The sequence below is a fragment of the Sulfurospirillum cavolei genome, assembly GCF_001548055.1.
Classification (GTDB): domain Bacteria; phylum Campylobacterota; class Campylobacteria; order Campylobacterales; family Sulfurospirillaceae; genus Sulfurospirillum.
Genome location: NZ_AP014724.1, coordinates 1,076,250 through 1,091,422, shown reverse-complemented (window position 1 = coordinate 1,091,422; position 15,173 = coordinate 1,076,250). Strand labels below are relative to the sequence as shown.

General features: G+C 43.8%; 18 protein-coding genes. 4 read left to right on the top strand and 14 right to left on the bottom strand.

The features are described 5' to 3' along the window. Positions 1-253: 253 nt before the first annotated feature. The 3 genes from UCH003_RS13715 to rpsO all read right to left on the bottom strand — a co-directional run bounded on the left by UCH003_RS13715 (position 254) and on the right by rpsO (position 1,256). Positions 254-424 (bottom strand): hypothetical protein, encoded by a 171-nt coding sequence (locus UCH003_RS13715; protein WP_173636954.1) that lies wholly within the window; start codon positions 422-424, stop codon positions 254-256. Continuing rightward, positions 424-669, bottom strand: a complete 246-nt coding sequence (locus tag UCH003_RS05510) for a helix-turn-helix domain-containing protein (protein WP_039672669.1) — start codon at positions 667-669, stop codon at positions 424-426. The genes UCH003_RS13715 and UCH003_RS05510 overlap by 1 nt, the downstream gene beginning before the upstream one ends. Before the next feature lie 314 nt (positions 670-983). Beyond that, positions 984-1,256, bottom strand: coding sequence for a 30S ribosomal protein S15 (gene rpsO, locus UCH003_RS05505; RefSeq protein ID WP_039672670.1), 273 nt, complete (start codon positions 1,254-1,256; stop codon positions 984-986). A gap of 192 nt (positions 1,257-1,448) precedes the next feature. Between rpsO and UCH003_RS05500 the strand changes: the two genes are divergently transcribed. The 4 genes from UCH003_RS05500 to UCH003_RS05485 are packed head-to-tail and all read left to right on the top strand — an operon-like array spanning position 1,449 to position 5,390. Further along, positions 1,449-1,853 carry an RrF2 family transcriptional regulator gene (locus UCH003_RS05500; protein ID WP_039672671.1) on the top strand — a complete coding sequence of 135 codons (405 nt, stop codon included), beginning with the start codon at positions 1,449-1,451 and terminating at the stop codon, positions 1,851-1,853. A gap of 9 nt (positions 1,854-1,862) precedes the next feature. Further along, complete coding sequence (flhA, locus tag UCH003_RS05495; RefSeq protein ID WP_060825743.1) at positions 1,863-4,055, top strand: flagellar biosynthesis protein FlhA; 2,193 nt, start codon at positions 1,863-1,865, stop codon at positions 4,053-4,055. Positions 4,056-4,076: 21 nt separating this feature from the next. Then, positions 4,077-5,102, top strand: coding sequence for a DHH family phosphoesterase (locus UCH003_RS05490; protein WP_060825742.1), 1,026 nt, complete (start codon positions 4,077-4,079; stop codon positions 5,100-5,102). Between the two features lie 3 nt (positions 5,103-5,105). Next, entirely contained in the window at positions 5,106-5,390 is a 285-nt protein-coding gene (locus UCH003_RS05485) for a hypothetical protein (protein ID WP_060825741.1), read from the top strand. 9 nt (positions 5,391-5,399) lie between these two features. Here the strand turns inward: UCH003_RS05485 and cmoA are convergent, their stop codons facing one another. The 11 genes from cmoA to UCH003_RS05430 are packed head-to-tail and all read right to left on the bottom strand — an operon-like array spanning position 5,400 to position 15,097. Then, entirely contained in the window at positions 5,400-6,113 is a 714-nt protein-coding gene (cmoA, locus tag UCH003_RS05480; RefSeq protein ID WP_039672682.1) for a carboxy-S-adenosyl-L-methionine synthase CmoA, read from the bottom strand. Beyond that, positions 6,113-6,976: a bifunctional riboflavin kinase/FAD synthetase gene (locus tag UCH003_RS05475; RefSeq protein WP_060825740.1), complete on the bottom strand. Its 864-nt coding sequence runs from the start codon at positions 6,974-6,976 to the stop codon at positions 6,113-6,115. The genes cmoA and UCH003_RS05475 overlap by 1 nt, the downstream gene beginning before the upstream one ends. After that, positions 6,942-7,655 (bottom strand): 23S rRNA (cytidine-2'-O)-methyltransferase TlyA, encoded by a 714-nt coding sequence (gene tlyA / locus UCH003_RS05470; protein ID WP_060825739.1) that lies wholly within the window; start codon positions 7,653-7,655, stop codon positions 6,942-6,944. The genes UCH003_RS05475 and tlyA overlap by 35 nt, the downstream gene beginning before the upstream one ends. Beyond that, complete coding sequence (ligA, locus tag UCH003_RS05465) at positions 7,645-9,597, bottom strand: NAD-dependent DNA ligase LigA (protein ID WP_060825738.1); 1,953 nt, start codon at positions 9,595-9,597, stop codon at positions 7,645-7,647. The genes tlyA and ligA overlap by 11 nt, the downstream gene beginning before the upstream one ends. Continuing rightward, positions 9,594-10,355 carry a TSUP family transporter gene (locus UCH003_RS05460; RefSeq protein ID WP_060825737.1) on the bottom strand — a complete coding sequence of 254 codons (762 nt, stop codon included), beginning with the start codon at positions 10,353-10,355 and terminating at the stop codon, positions 9,594-9,596. The genes ligA and UCH003_RS05460 overlap by 4 nt, the downstream gene beginning before the upstream one ends. Then, on the bottom strand, positions 10,345-11,100 hold the full coding sequence (locus UCH003_RS13805; RefSeq protein ID WP_231964814.1) for a hypothetical protein: 756 nt from the start codon (positions 11,098-11,100) through the stop codon (positions 10,345-10,347). The genes UCH003_RS05460 and UCH003_RS13805 overlap by 11 nt, the downstream gene beginning before the upstream one ends. A gap of 10 nt (positions 11,101-11,110) precedes the next feature. Then, positions 11,111-12,259, bottom strand: coding sequence for a dihydropteroate synthase (folP, locus tag UCH003_RS05450; RefSeq protein ID WP_060825736.1), 1,149 nt, complete (start codon positions 12,257-12,259; stop codon positions 11,111-11,113). After that, positions 12,246-12,875, bottom strand: coding sequence for a DNA polymerase III subunit delta' (locus tag UCH003_RS05445; protein WP_060825735.1), 630 nt, complete (start codon positions 12,873-12,875; stop codon positions 12,246-12,248). The genes folP and UCH003_RS05445 overlap by 14 nt, the downstream gene beginning before the upstream one ends. Further along, positions 12,868-13,419 (bottom strand): HobA family DNA replication regulator, encoded by a 552-nt coding sequence (locus tag UCH003_RS05440; protein WP_039672694.1) that lies wholly within the window; start codon positions 13,417-13,419, stop codon positions 12,868-12,870. Before UCH003_RS05440 ends, UCH003_RS05445 begins: the two co-directional genes overlap by 8 nt. A 3-nt stretch (positions 13,420-13,422) precedes the next feature. Further along, positions 13,423-14,625 carry an aspartate kinase gene (locus UCH003_RS05435; protein WP_060825734.1) on the bottom strand — a complete coding sequence of 401 codons (1,203 nt, stop codon included), beginning with the start codon at positions 14,623-14,625 and terminating at the stop codon, positions 13,423-13,425. Between the two features lies 1 nt (position 14,626). After that, positions 14,627-15,097, bottom strand: a complete 471-nt coding sequence (locus UCH003_RS05430) for an RNA pyrophosphohydrolase (protein WP_039672696.1) — start codon at positions 15,095-15,097, stop codon at positions 14,627-14,629. Positions 15,098-15,173: the final 76 nt, after the last annotated feature.

Genomic DNA, 15,173 nt, shown 5'->3' with positions numbered 1-15,173 from the left:
AGTAACACAACATACATTTGATTGTCTGTGATATAACAGTAATATGGTATTCGTCATAACCTTAAAAATTATAATGAAAAGTATTATTTTTTATAAAAAACTAGGTGATTTAGACTCAATATGTAAAAATTGCATAGTTATGATCAAACATGTTGTGATGACAATTACCATCTAAATAGTACCTATATGCTAAAACAAGAGTGAATATGCTCGCATACCAAACGTGCGAGAAGGAAAGAAACGAAAAAGGGGTTTATCGAACGGGGTGTTTAATACGTTTTTTATGGCGCATAAAAATCAATCTAAAAAAATGCTTCAATTCGCCTTTGCTCTCTTTAAGACGGGAAAAAAATGTCTCTTTTTCGGTCATAGCCGTGAAAATATCGTTGAGTGCTTTGCGTTCATTTTGAGAGAGCGTGCTCATCATGCATCCTTTGAATCTTTAACAATACGTTTAATCAATCTGATCGCATCGTCTTCATCAAGCTCGCCTAGCATTTTAAAAATCGCTAAAGCCGCTTGAGGCATGGAGTTACCTAATCTCCAATCTTGATACGTTCGCATCGATACGCCGAGTTTATCCGCCATTTCACGCTGAGAAATCTTCTTTCCCAAATACTTCGATTCGACAGCATTATGAAGCAGATTAAAAATATCGTTTGTTTTCATGTATACGATTCTAACCAATACCGGATTAATTATACATAAATAGGATATTTTATAAGTTATTATATCTTAAAAATGATGTTTTAGTATATATTTATAATAAAATTTGACATAAATATCTAATTTTTTTATTTTTTATACATTAAATATATATTTTATACGTTAAACCGTATAAAATTATCAACAAAAGAGTCCAAAGAATGCTGTTGTAAACTATTGCGGTATCGGTAAAGAAGAGGGAGTAAAGGGAAAAACGGGGCAAAAAAAAAGCCGAGTATAGCAAAAAATGCTATCTCGGCACGGAAGGACAAACGATATTATTTGTCGCGGATAGAAAGTTCTTTAATAACTTTGCTGTACGTAGCAAAATCTTTACGTTTAAGGTATTGCATTAAACGTTTTCTTTGTCCGACAAGTTTTAAGAGACCAAGGCGTGAAGAGTGATCTTTCGCATTAAGTTTAAGGTGTTCCGTTAAATCGCTGATTCTTTTTGAAAGAAGCGCAATTTGAACCTCCGGTGAACCTGTGTCACCCTCTTTTCTACCGAATTGTGAAACAATAACTTGTTTTTCCGCCGAACCTAAAGCCATAACGACCTCCTGATTGGTAATTTAGTTGCTTTTCAAAAGCCTGAAATTGTATCTTAAAGAACGAAAATTGTCAATAAACCCTTCCGTAACATTTTGAGGCAACGCATACGAATTATCTTATGAATTAAAGCTAACTCTAACGTTTATTTAGTACAATATTTCTCTTAATTAAAGAAAACCGAGGATGCATGGATGCTCTTAACCAAAGCTAGCGAATACGCTCTATTGTCACTGATTATTATTGCACAAAAAAACTCGCCGCAAGACGTCGATACGCTCTCAAACCAATTAGGTATTTCCAAAAGCTTCTTAGCCAAAATCCTCCAATCGCTTGCCAAAGAAAATATTTTAAGCTCTTTTAAAGGCGCTCACGGCGGTTTTATGCTGGCAAAAAAACCGGATGAATTAACGCTCAAAGCCATTGTCGAATGTGCCGAAAAAAAACAAACCGTTGTCTTCGAATGTTCTCCGTCATCGCAAAAATGTCCCGGAGGCAAAGGAGATTTTTGCCGCGTTTGGCCGATCTTAAATAGACTTCAATCAAAAATTGACCATTTTTTGGATAATATGACACTTAAAGATATTATCGAAATTTAGAGGTCTTTATTGGCAAAAAATCAAAATGAGTTGCTCAGGCGTATTATCCCGTATTTAGAACCGATCATTAAGTCGAAAGACTTAACGATTGTCGTTTTTATCGTTGCGATTTTAGCGATTATCATCGTTCCGCTTCCCAGTCCCGTACTCGATTTTTTTCTTGTTATTTCATTGTCGATCTCCGTTTTGATTATTCTGATTTCGCTTTATATCCCTAAACCGACCGATTTGACAACGTTTCCGACGCTTATTTTGATTATTACGCTCTATCGTTTGGCATTGAACATTTCGACGACGCGTATGATTTTAACCAACGGACACAATGGACCGGACGCGGTAAGCGAGATAATTTCTAGCTTCGGACAATTCGTCGTCGGCGGTAATTACGTTATCGGCGTTATCGTCTTTTCGATTCTCGTTTTAATCAATTTTATGGTTATTACCAAAGGTTCGACCCGCGTTGCGGAAGTTGCGGCACGTTTTACCCTAGATGCGATGCCCGGAAAACAAATGGCGATCGATGCGGATCTTAATGCAGGACTGATCGATGAAAAAGCCGCACGTAAACGCCGTGAAGAGATTATTCAAGAAGCCAATTTTTACGGAGCGATGGACGGTTCGAGTAAATTCGTCAAAGGCGACGCGGTTGCGGGTATTATCATTACGATCATTAACATTATCGGCGGCTTTTTAATCGGAGCGTTTCAACACGGACTCGATTTAGCGACCAGTGCATCGACGTATACGATTTTAACGATCGGGGACGGTCTGGTCTCCCAACTTCCTGCACTCATCACCTCGACCGCGACGGGTATTATCATCACGCGCGCCAATAAAGCCGATGAATCGAGCTTTTCCGACGGAGCGGTCAACCAACTCTTCGGCGACTACAAAACCTTGGCGATCGTCGGCTTTATTTTAGTTCTTTTTGCCTTGGTTCCAGGGCTTCCGAGTCTTTCGCTCGCATTTGTCGGATTGATCTTTTTAGGATTGGCGTACTTGATCAAACAAACGCACGACGGCCATTTTTCACTACAATCTTTTTTTGCATCCACGCCCGCAGCCGTGCAAAAAGCCAAGCAAGAAGCCGAAGCAAAGGCACAAACGTCCCAAGCTCCGAAAAAAAGTCCCGAAGAGTTGCGCAAAGAAGAAGAAAACACGCTCAACGATATTTTAAAATTGGAAATTTTAGAGCTTGACTTGGGGTATCAACTCATCAAATTAGCCGATCCCGCACAAGGCGGAGACCTTCTGGATCGCGTGAAAAGTATGCGTCGCAAAATTGCCTCCGATTTTGGTTATTTGATCCCGCAAGTTCGTATCCGCGATAACTTACATCTTGCGCCGAACCATTATCAACTTTTATTAAAAGGCATCGAAATCGGTAGCGGCGAAATCTATCCCGATAAATTTTTGGCGATGGACAGCGGCTTGACCATCGATAAAGTTCAAGGTATCCCGACCAAAGAGCCGGCTTTCGGACTGGATGCAATTTGGATTGATGCCAATATTAAAGAAGACGCGATTATCAAAGGCTATACGACGGTCGATCCGGCGACCGTTATTTCAACGCATTTAAGCGAATTGATTAAAAAATACTCCGAAGAGTTGCTCACGCGCCAAGAGGTGCAAAGCCTCGTCGACAAACTCCAAAAAGATTATCCGGTCGTCGTGGGAGATTGTCTCAAAGTTGCCAATATCGGTTTGATTCAAAAAGTGCTCAAAGCCTTGTTGCATGAAAAAATTCCGATTAAAGATCTGCTCACGATCATCGAGACGATCAGCGACATTGCCGAAGTGACGAAAAACGTCTCGATTATCGTCGAACAGGTGCGCGCACGGCTTGCCCGCGTCATTACGAAACTGTACAAAGACGAAAACGGCGTTTTAAAGCTTTTAACGTTTAATGCCGCGACCGAACAAAAACTGTTAGATTCACTAAAAGATCGCGACGGCGTGCGCGATTTGATGCTCAACATCGGTCAAATCAATTTACTCGTTAAAGTCTGTAGCGACGAAGCGGGAAAGCTTTTGCATAAAGGCGTCGCACCGGTAATTATCATCGTCGATCCGATGCTTCGCAAATCGTTATCGGACATTTTTGAAAAGTTCGGTCTCGATATCGTCGTTCTTTCGCACGCAGAGATCGATTCGGCTTCAAAATTCGAGGTGATGGGTTCCATCGAAATCGACAAACTTTAAACTTTACATGTAAGGATTTTTATGAATTATCTTCTCCACCACCTCTCGCATACGGACCTAGACGGCTACGGTTGTCAGATGGTGAGTGCACGCTATTTTGATTCTATCGTATTTTACAATTCCAACTACGGCAAAGAAATCAACGAATGCTTCAACCAAATTTTAGAATCCATCCAAGCTTCTTCCATCGAGAAACACGTCATTCTCATCACCGATTTAAATCTCACGATGGAGCAGGCTAAGGAGTTTGAATCCAAAGCCACGATTTGCGAAAAAGAGATTCAACTGCTCTTGTTGGATCATCATAAATCCGGCTTTGAATGCGCCGAAACGTTTGAATGGTATTACCTCGATTCCATGCGTTGCGCCACTAAAATTACCTACGATTTTTTTAGTTCCATTTACGGTCACGATGCAAAACTTTCGCATTTCGTCGATGTCGTCAATGCCGTCGATATTTGGCTCGAAAACGACCCGCATTTTGAGCTCGGCAAAGTCTGCATGGGAATGGTTAGCGGTGCTAAAGAAGTTAATAAAGTGATGTTCCCGCACGAAAATACCGCTTATATTTTCAATCTTCTTCACAATGCGCAGGCATTTTTTACGCAAGAGGGTGCGCATATCGCCTTGGACGATGCGGTACACGGCTTGAAAAAAGCCTTTTTTCAAACGGATAAAAACGATACGCTTAGCAATCTCGTTTCCGCATACAACGTCGTTTTACTAAGCAATGCCAAAGAAAAAATGCGCATCACCTACAAAGAGTACCAAGGTATTCTCACGTACAACATCGGAAACGTCTCGATTATCGGAAACGACTTTTTAACCGCCAATCCCGATTTCGATTTTTTCATGGACGTTACCTCGAAAAAGACGATCAGTCTACGCTCCAACGGTAAAGTCGACGTCAGTAAGATGGCGGCACACCTTGCAAACGGCGGCGGACATCACAACGCAAGCGGAGGACTTCTCAGCAGTTTTAAAGATGCGTTTACGTATGATGCGATTAAGTCACAAGTGACGAATATTATCGCGTCAAAAGGATAATCTATGGAAAAGAAAGATCTTCAACACGAACTTCAACACGAACTTCAACGCGCCGAAGAAGAGATCGAAGAGATGGCGATGCAATTAGCCGACATGTTAGGTGCGGCACTCTTTTTTGCGGGCGCGAAAAAAGAAGACCTTCCTAAAGCGATTGATCTTTATTTAAAAAGTATCGACGAAGTTTTTGAAGACGAAGACGACGATGCGGAAATGGGATTCGACGAGATTATCGAGGTCATTACCTATATGAAGAACAAATACCCTAAATTATTCCACCCACAGCATTAAAAAGGGGATTTACCCCTTTTTCTTTGCGATGAACGTTGCAAAATTTCCCCATTTAAAAAGCGTCTCTATCGTTTCAAATCCGACCTCTTCCAGCATGGCTTTATTTTCTTGTTCGGTATAAGGAATCAAAACGTTTTCCAAAGCTTCGCGTTTTTGCGCTATCTCAAAATCGCTATAGCCTTGTTTGCGTTTAAAATCGTAATATACGTCAATCATCTGCTTGTTAAGCACTTTATCGTCAAAAACGATTTTCTCGCTCAAAAGTAAAATACCCTGAGGTTTGAGGGCATTATAGAGTTTTTGAACAAACGCACTTCGCTGTAAAGGGCGAATAAACTGAAGCATATAATTAGCGATAATCGCATCGTGGGGTTCAAGTGCCACTTCGGTAATGTCGGCGTTGAGAAAGCTCATGTGCGCTCCGTACGCATGCACTTTTTGCCGTGCTAGATGCAACATCGCTTCGGAATTATCGACGCCCAACAACCGATAACTTTTATCGCTTTTTTTATAAAGCGTCAAAAGCGTGTTAGCGGTCGAACACCCCAAATCCACGATCGAGGCGCAAGAAGGAACGTGCCGTACGATACAATCACATGTCAATTCAATGACTTCCTTGTAAAAAGGGATAGAACGTTCCAACATGTCGTCGAAAACGACGGCAACGTCTTCGTCGAATTCAAACTGTTTCGAAATCGGTTTTGAAAAAAGCGTATCGTCCATCACGAAAAATCTCCCAAATAAAAACGGCATGTTTTCAAAAAGAGACGCGCTTTTTGAATATCCGTTTGAATCTCTTTTTTTAACGCCTCCAAGCTTTCAAATCGTCTATTTTCTCGTAAAAAATGCACGAAAGAGAGCTGTACGCTTCCTTCAACGTTACCGATATCAAGGTCTAAGATATGCGTTTCAATCGAAAAACGCCCGTCCGTGCTCTCTCGAATGCCGATAAACGAAACCGAGTCGTAAATGTTATCGCGAATCTTCGTGCGCGTTGCGTAAACGCCCTCGGCGGGAATCAGATACTCGTGTACTTTCAGATTGAGCGTGGCAAAAAGGTGTGATTTACCGATTCCCTGCCCCGCAATCACATCGCCGATTATTGCGTATTCACGCCCTAAAAAACGGTTTGCTTCTTCTAGTTTTGCTTCTTTTAAGTAGTCGCGGATCGCACTCGAGTGAACCGAAACGCCTCGATAGCTAAACTCGTCCACGATGACGACTTCGCCGTCAAAAAAGGTACGTAAATCGATTGCCGTACACGAACGGTGTTTGCCGAAACAAAAATCGTATCCGACGACCAGTTTTTTGAGATGAATAAATTCGCGTTTAAGTAGTGCGACAAACTCTTCGCCGCTCATATTTTTTACTTTGAGAAAATGAAAAAACATACACGGATAGCCCGCATATTCGCTACGCTTAACGCCCGGAGTCAGATTGGCTTGATCTTTGTCGATCACAAAAAGCGCACCGTTAGCTCCAAGGTGTTTTAAAAGTTGTCTGTGCCCAACGTGCATACCGTCAAAACTGCCGATGGCAAGGGTATCGACGCTATCTTTTTTTAAAACAGTAGAACGTTTCAACATTCCCCTCTTTTCCTTGAAGCGTTGAATCGCATTTGGAAACCAACGTCCATCCGAAAGAAAGAGCGTGTGCTTCAAAGCGATGTTGTGCGCGAATGATAGCCGAGCTATCTTTAACCACGCCTTTGGAAGAGCGTTTAACCTCTTTGCCGACTTCGAACTGGGGTTTAAACAAAAGAATAATCCAGTCGTGTGCTAAACGATCGATGCTTTCTAGAATCGTCGTCAGACCGATAAACGAGACGTCGCAACTGACGATACCGTAGGTTTTCTCTGGGGTAAACGTGCGAATGTCGGTATTTTCGTAGACCAAAATACGTTCATCTTCACGTAAACTGACATGTAACTGCTCGCTTCCGACGTCGACCGCCGTAATCGAGCGTGCCCCCTCTTCCAACCATACCTGCACAAATCCGCCCGTACTGCTTCCGATATCCAAAACTTCTTGATCTTGGGCTTCGATCATGCGGTATTCGTTTAAAAATCCACGCAATTTAAGCCCCGCACGGCTCACATAAGCATGAATCTTACTCACTTCGACACAATCGTTCGCTACGACTTCGTAAGCGCTTTTTTTCTCAACGTGTCCGTTGACCCAAACACTCCCCTCGGCGATCAGCTCGGAAGCTTTATTGCGGCTTTGCGCAAACCCGTGTTCAAAAACGTAGCGATCAAGCCTCATCAAGCATCTCCGCCATTTCGTGTTCGCTGAGAGTTTTAACGCCGAGTTCTTGCGCTTTGGAGAGTTTGCTTCCCGCATCGTCGCCGTAAATTACGAAGTCGGTTTTTTTGGAAACGCTCCCGCTGACTTTTGCCCCCAGTTTTTCAAGCCGCTCTTTAATCGCATCGCGAGATTCGCTCATCGCACCCGTTAAAACAACGGTTTTCCCCGTAAAAACCGACTCGGTAATCTCCAATTTCTGACATGTAGGTTCTAAAATCGCCATCAATTCTTGTGTTTCTTGAGCATTAACGCGAATAAACTCCATCAAGCTTTTCGCCATCTCCTCGCCGAATCCCTCTAACGCAATGACCGCGTCGTAATGCGCCTGTAGCCATTCGTTGCCGAATGCGCGTGCGATTTTCTTTGCCGCCACTTCGCCGATATGCTCAATCCCTAAGGCATTGATAAATTTTTCTAATGCGACGCCTTTGCACGACGCAATCGCCTCCAAAAGATTGCGTGCTTTTTTCTCTTTAAAGCCTTCTAAGGTTAAAAGATCATCCATTGTAAGCGTAAAAAGGTCTTTGACATGTAAGATCAATTTTTGCGCATAAAGCTGCTCGATAATTTTGTCGCCGAGCCCGTCGATGTTCAGTGCTTTTTTAGACGCAAAGTGAATCATCGCCCCTAAAATCCTTGCGTCGCACGAAAGGTTTTGACACTTGATCAACGCCCCTTCGTCCAAAAGCTCTTCGCCGCAAACGGGACAATGCATCGGACGCGTCGGAACGATTTCGTTGCCCTTACGCCTTGATTCGAGCACTTTAATAATTTTAGGAATAACGTCGCCGCTTCGAATAATAATCACGGTATCGTGAATGCGAATATCCTTGCGCTCTATCTCATCAAAGTTATGCAAGGTTGCACGTTCGACGATGACGCCCTCGATATTGACCGCTTCGACCTCCGCCACGGGCGTTACCACGCCCGTACGTCCGACTTGAAGGGTAATAGCGTTGATCGTCGTTACTTTTTCGATCGCCGGAAATTTAAACGCAACCATCCAACGCGGGTACTTTACCGTGTAGCCTAACTCTTCTTGCAGTGCGATTTCATCGATTTTCACAACCATACCGTCCATCATCATTTCAATCGCATCGCGTGTCGCGATCAGTTCGTTATAGAGGGCATGAACCGCTTCGATATGAGACGTCACGAGAATACGCGGAGGCTTTAAAAAACCCAAACCGTATACATACGCCATACGTTCGCTCAATCGGCTCTGCGTCAAGGAATTCATCCCGATACCCCAAGGATAAAACATTAACTTACGCTTTGAGGTCACACTCGTATCCAACTGCCGTAAACTGCCCGCGGCGGCATTTCGCGGATTGGCGAAAAGGGCTTCGCCCGCACAAAGGCGTTCGTCGTTTAAACGCTCGAAATCGGCTTTTTTGATCACGACCTCGCCCCTAATTTCAAGCAAACCTTGATGCTCTATCGTTAAAGGAATCGATGCAATCGTTTTAACGTTTTGCGTGACGTCTTCGCCGATACTTCCATCACCTCGCGTAATCGCCTGTTTTAAAAAACCGTGTTCGTAAATGAGGTTCAAACTAGCTCCGTCGAATTTGGGTTCGCAATAAAACGTAAACGTTTCTTTCACTTTTTTGACCCGTTCGATCCACGCATCAAGTTCAAACTGATCGAATACGTCTTCCATACTCCACATACGCGCGCCGTGAGCCGCTTTTTCAAAACCCTCAAGCACCTTGCCGCCGACGCGTTTGGTCGGACTGCTCTCGTCGATTAAAAGCGGATTGGCTTGTTCGTACGCTACGATCTCATGATACAGAAGGTCATACTCTTCATCGCTCGCCAAAGGAGCGTCATCGACGTAATAGGCTTTCGCCCACGTGTTTGCCAAGGAGACTTTGTCTAAATAATCGTGATGTGTCATGAAAAATAACTACCGTAAATAAGTTTGATGAGCGTCAAAGCAACCATCGTTAAAAAAAAGAGTCGAATAAACTTTACCTCTTTGTGAATGACCATGTTGGAACCCACGTAGGCACCGATCAGTTGACCTATACCCATTAAGAGACCTACTAAGAGTAAAACATTGCCGCTGTACAGGAAAACCGCTAAGGAGACGACGTTGCTCGTAAAGTTCATCACTTTCGTTTGAGCCGTCGCTTTTTTAAGATTTAAACCTAAAAGCGCAACCAATGCAATCGTCCAAAACGTACCCGTTCCCGGACCGAAAAATCCGTCGTAAAAACCGATACCTAAACCGAAAATCAGGAAAAAAAGATGCTGCCCCAAATAAGCGTGACGATCGTTTTCGCCCATTTTCGGCGATAAGAGCGTATAAACAAAAATAGCGACGAGCATCAAAGGAATCGTCTTCGCCAACACGCTTGCGTCTAAGAGTAAAATAGCATACGTTCCAAATGCCGCACCGATAAACGTATACCAAACGCCGATAGCAACTTCATGCCAGTGAATGAAGCCTTTGCGAATAAAATTGAACGACGCCATACCGCTTCCAAACGTTCCTTGGAGTTTATTGGTCGCAAGAGCAATATGCGGCGGCATACCCGAAGCCAACAAAACGGGAATCGTGATAATCCCTCCGCCTCCGGCAATTGAATCGATAAATCCGGCAATCACGCCCGTCGCAAGAAAAATGAGATAGTAGTAAAACTCAAACTCCATGACGCTCTGCCTCAGGTTTTGCTTCCTCTACGTTCTCTTGTTTTTCGTTATTTTGTTCCTCTTGAGGAGGTATGGAAGCATCATCGTTTGATTGCGACGCTTCTTCTGTAGTCGAAGAAAGTTTGTCCTCAGCCGAATTCATTAAAGGTTCTTGAGGCGTTTCGTTATCTTGGCATGTTTTGAGCAAAGGCGCATGTGGCATTGCTTCTTGTAGCGTGGACGGTTCTTGCGTAGTGTCGTGAAGTTCTTGTGCTTTTCGTTCCTCTTCGAGGTGTTGCAACAGTTCCAAAGCCTCTTTGGTCGCTTTGGCAACCTCGTTATACGTTCCGTCTTTAATATGCCTCCAAATATCGCGTCTGACCAAACTGAGCGCATAGCGTCTATCGCCGCCTACCACGCGCCCGAGTTCGTTTCCGCCGCATTCGTTACATACGAAAAAGGTAATTTTATCTTGTAAAACGTCCGTCGTTCGACAATTCTCGTCATCGCAAAACAACATTGCGCGGCACTTCGGACAATAACACCAAAGTGCGATAATGTCGCCTTTTTTGTATTTCCATCGCCATAACACTTTAAATAAAAGCATTTCACGAAATTTATAATACTTAGGTCGCATTAAAAAACGTGCTACAAAAGGCGAAGCGACCAAGATAATACAAATCGCGATAGCACCGCTATTGACGATCCATTGAGGAATCGCATAAAGCGTGCTGATACGATTTAAAAGATCCATTATTTTTTCCACAATTACTATCCTAAACAGTCAAATGGAGTGCTTTAAACACACTCAGGGCTTGTACATGTGCTTTAACGTCATGCGCACGGATGATCGTCGCACCCTCTTCGTAAGCTTTGAGATGCAACGCAAGCGTTCCGGGCAATCGCTCTTCGACGGGCGTGGGAATAATTTTGTCGATCATCGATTTTCGACTCGCTCCGACTAAAAGCGGATAACCGAAACGCAAAAAGTGAGCGTGATGTTTTAAAAGTTGTAAATTATGCTCAAGCGTTTTTCCAAAACCGATGCCTACGTCTAAAATCATATCGGAAATTCCAAACCGTTTCGCCTTTTCGATACGCTCTTCAAAAAATGCATCGACGGCTAAAACAACGTTATCGTAAACGGGCTCACATTGCATCGTCGTAGGATCGTTTTGCATATGCATCAAAACAACCGTTGCTCGGTATTTTGCCGCAACGCTCGCCACCGCATCGTCGGACAAAGCGGTAATATCGTTTACGATCGAAAAACCGCGTGAAAGTGCGTATTCAAGGCAAAGCGGCGAATAGCTATCTAACGAAAAACGCGCCTTACATGTCAGGTTGTGGTGTGCAATCAAATCGATAATCGGGCGAACGCGCGAAAGTTCTTCCTCTTCGCTAACGCCGAGGCTTCCGGGGCGGCTGGAAACGCCGCCCAAATCGATGATCGTAGCTCCCTCGTCGATCATCGATACGATATGCGATAACGCGGCGTCTCCGTGAAAACGACTGCCTTGAAAAAAACTGTCTTCATTGGCATTCACGACGCCCATCACCTCGAAGGCATTGTCATCAACGGGCTGCTTTACAAGCGATGTCAACGCATTAGAAACCGTTTTGAGTCCGAAAGGTTGTGCTTTTTCTTTTTGAATCAGCTCTTTGAGCTGTTTTTCGTTGGCAATCAAGAGCGCATCAACCAAAGGAACGCTACATGTCACCGTCTCTTTGGGTACTGCCAAATCCGCACCGATACTGAGTGCATCTTGTTTTAAGATATTGGCCGCCGGTGTTTTCAGATCACGGATATAAATCAAGTGCAATCTGCTTTTCGGGACTAAAAGCTTCTGCCCTTCGTGCGTAACGCCCAGACGCTCCAATACCGTTTTGACATCGGAAGCAGACGAAAGTTCATAGAGTTTCACGGTGTTTCCTTAACATCACGGAAAGCAAAAGCGATGTGAGAATCGTTTGCGGTCTGGAATTGAGCTCGACCAAATGCAAAAGCTTTTGAAAATGCTCCAGCTCCTTCTCGCTAAAATGGAGACGATATTCGTGAATCGCTTCGTAAACGATCCCTTGCACCAACTCTTTAAGTGCATTTTTCTCAATCGTTTGGTGGGCTTGCACAAATGCGTAAATATCGGAGATATCCAGTTTGGAAAGCACAAGTTCGCTGCGAATGCGTTCGTGTTCGACCGCCAATTCCTTATATGCCAATCGGGAACGAATCGTCGGGAGAAGTGCCGTTTTTGAAGGGGCGACTACGATAAAAACGATGTGACGCGGCGGTTCTTCTAAAATTTTTAAAAGTGCGTTTTGAGCTTCGATGCGGTAGCTTTTTGCGACCAAAATCAGGTATTTATCTGCCGCTTCGGCGACGTACGCCTCTTTGATAACTTCTTTGGCGTCTTCCATCAAAAATTCGTCTTTCACAAAAAACAGATGCCTTTTTTTGTCCAACAAAAGGCTTAAATGCTCTTTGGCTTTTTCCACATTTTTACAAATAAAAATATGGCTTAAAACCTCTTCGTCACTCATTTTCAAACGCAACCTCAGCAAAAAGCACGGCATCGATACTTTTATCGAGAAGTCTAAAAAGTTGAATCAATTTAATATCCAAGCTGTCGTCGTCGCTTAAAAGGTAGAAACTGTTTTGGATGTGTTCGTCCATAATCCACATAAAGCTATCGTCTTTGCGTTTAGCGATTTGCATTTTAATATCGCTGTTCTTACCGACGTAAAAGAAGGTATAACCGCCGGGAAACGCTTGAGAGAGCATATCTTCTAAAAGCTCGATGTCTTCGTTATTTTTGACCTGATACAAATTGGGATAAAGTGTTTGCAACGCGATGAAAGGTAAAAGCGGACGATTTTTCTGACGATTATTGACCGCGCGAAGCAGGTAATGGCAAAACCACGCCCTATCATCGTCCGTTACGACGATAAAGGTATGCCCGTCCAGTAAATTTTTAAGCATGGAAGCACAAAGCGGCACCCATTCGAACCGCTTCTCTTCCATCCAACTCATCGAAGAGCCGTCTTTGCGTATTTGCTCTAAGGTCCACTTTAAGAACTGTTGCATTAACTATTTATCCAGCTGGTATGCGCTATGAAGGGCTCGGACGGCAAGTTCACCGTATTTGGCCTGAATCACCATCGAAATCTTAATTTCGCTCGTGCTGATCATCTCGATATTGATGCCCTCTTTTGCCATCGTGGAAAACGCTTTGCAGGCAACGCCGCTGTGCGATTTCATACCCACGCCGACGACGGAAACTTTAACGATGTCGCTGTCGTATTGCATAATCTCGCTGGCTTTGAGTTCGCTCATCGCTTGTTTGGTCACTTCAAGCTCGTTTTGCGGTACGGTAAAACCGAGGTTCGTCGTACCGTCATACCCCACGTTTTGAATAATCATATCGACGTTTACGTTGCAATCGGCTAATTTTTGAAAAATCTCTGCGGCAATACCCGGTTTATCGGTAACGCCTCGAAGCGTCACGCGTGCTTGATTTTTATCTAAAGCGATGCCGCTCACTAACGGTTGTTCCATAATATTTTCTTCCTTTGTAATGAGTGTTCCTTCATGATGGTTAAAACTACTGCGCGTTACCAAGTTGACGTTGAGTTTCTTCGCCAATTCGACCGAACGGCTTTGCAACACTTTTGCACCCAAGCTGGCAAGTTCCAACATCTCTTCATAGCTAATCTTATCGAGTTTTTTAGCTTTAGGCTCGATTCGAGGGTCGGTCGTATACACGCCGTCCACATCGGTATAAATCTCGCAAAGGTCCGCTTCCAATGCTCCGGCAACCGCTACGGCGGACAAATCGCTACCGCCGCGTCCGAGCGTCGTAACTTCGCCGTTATCGCTAACGCCTTGAAAACCCGCGACGACGATAATTTTACCTTCACCGAGTGTTTTTTTCATCTCCGTCGTATCGATATACTCGATTCTAGCTTTCGTATGAATCATATCGGTCACGATACCGGCACGTCTTCCGCTCATGGAAACGGCGGGATAGCCTTTGGCTTCCAATGCGATAGCCAGCAACGCGCTTGTAACGCGTTCGCCCGAACTGAGCAACATGTCAACTTCGCGATGATTGGGCGTTTGACTAAAAAATCCCGCAAATTCCAACAATTTATTGGTCTCTCCGCTCATAGCGGAAACGACCACGACAAGATCGTGTCCTGCTTTTTTACTTTCAATCACTCTAGCGGCTACCGCGTCGATTCTTTCGACGTTTCCGACACTCGTACCGCCGTATTTCTGGACGATCAACATCTTACAAATACCCTTCTTTTTTAAAATATTCTAACACTTGTTTGTATACCGGACGCTTGAAATAGGTGATAAAATCGAAAATCTCTTCTAACGCGACAAATTTATAGTCGTTAAATTCCGGCTCTTTCGTCGCCAAATTGAGCTTAGCGTCTTTTTTAAGCCTGACTAAAAAGTACTTTTGACTCTGTCCGTCAAAAGGGTACATTTTTTGGGCTATCTTTTGAGGAAAATCGTACTGTAGCCATTCGGGAAATTCGGCGATAATCTCTACCTCTGCCGTGCCGATTTCTTCTTCAAGCTCTCGGTAAAGCGCATCTTTGGGAGTTTCCCCCGCGTCAATGCCTCCTTGAGGAAATTGCCATGCACCTTCGATATCGCTGCGGCTGGCAATAAAAAGCTCGCACTTAAACGGATATTTATCGGAGACGATGACGGCGGCAACATTGGGTCTGTATCGTTTTGGAGATTCCATGCTTATACATTACCTCTATATTTTTGTTAAAATAGTAGCCAAAAAGTCATTAAACTTGCTTGATACCGAGGAATCC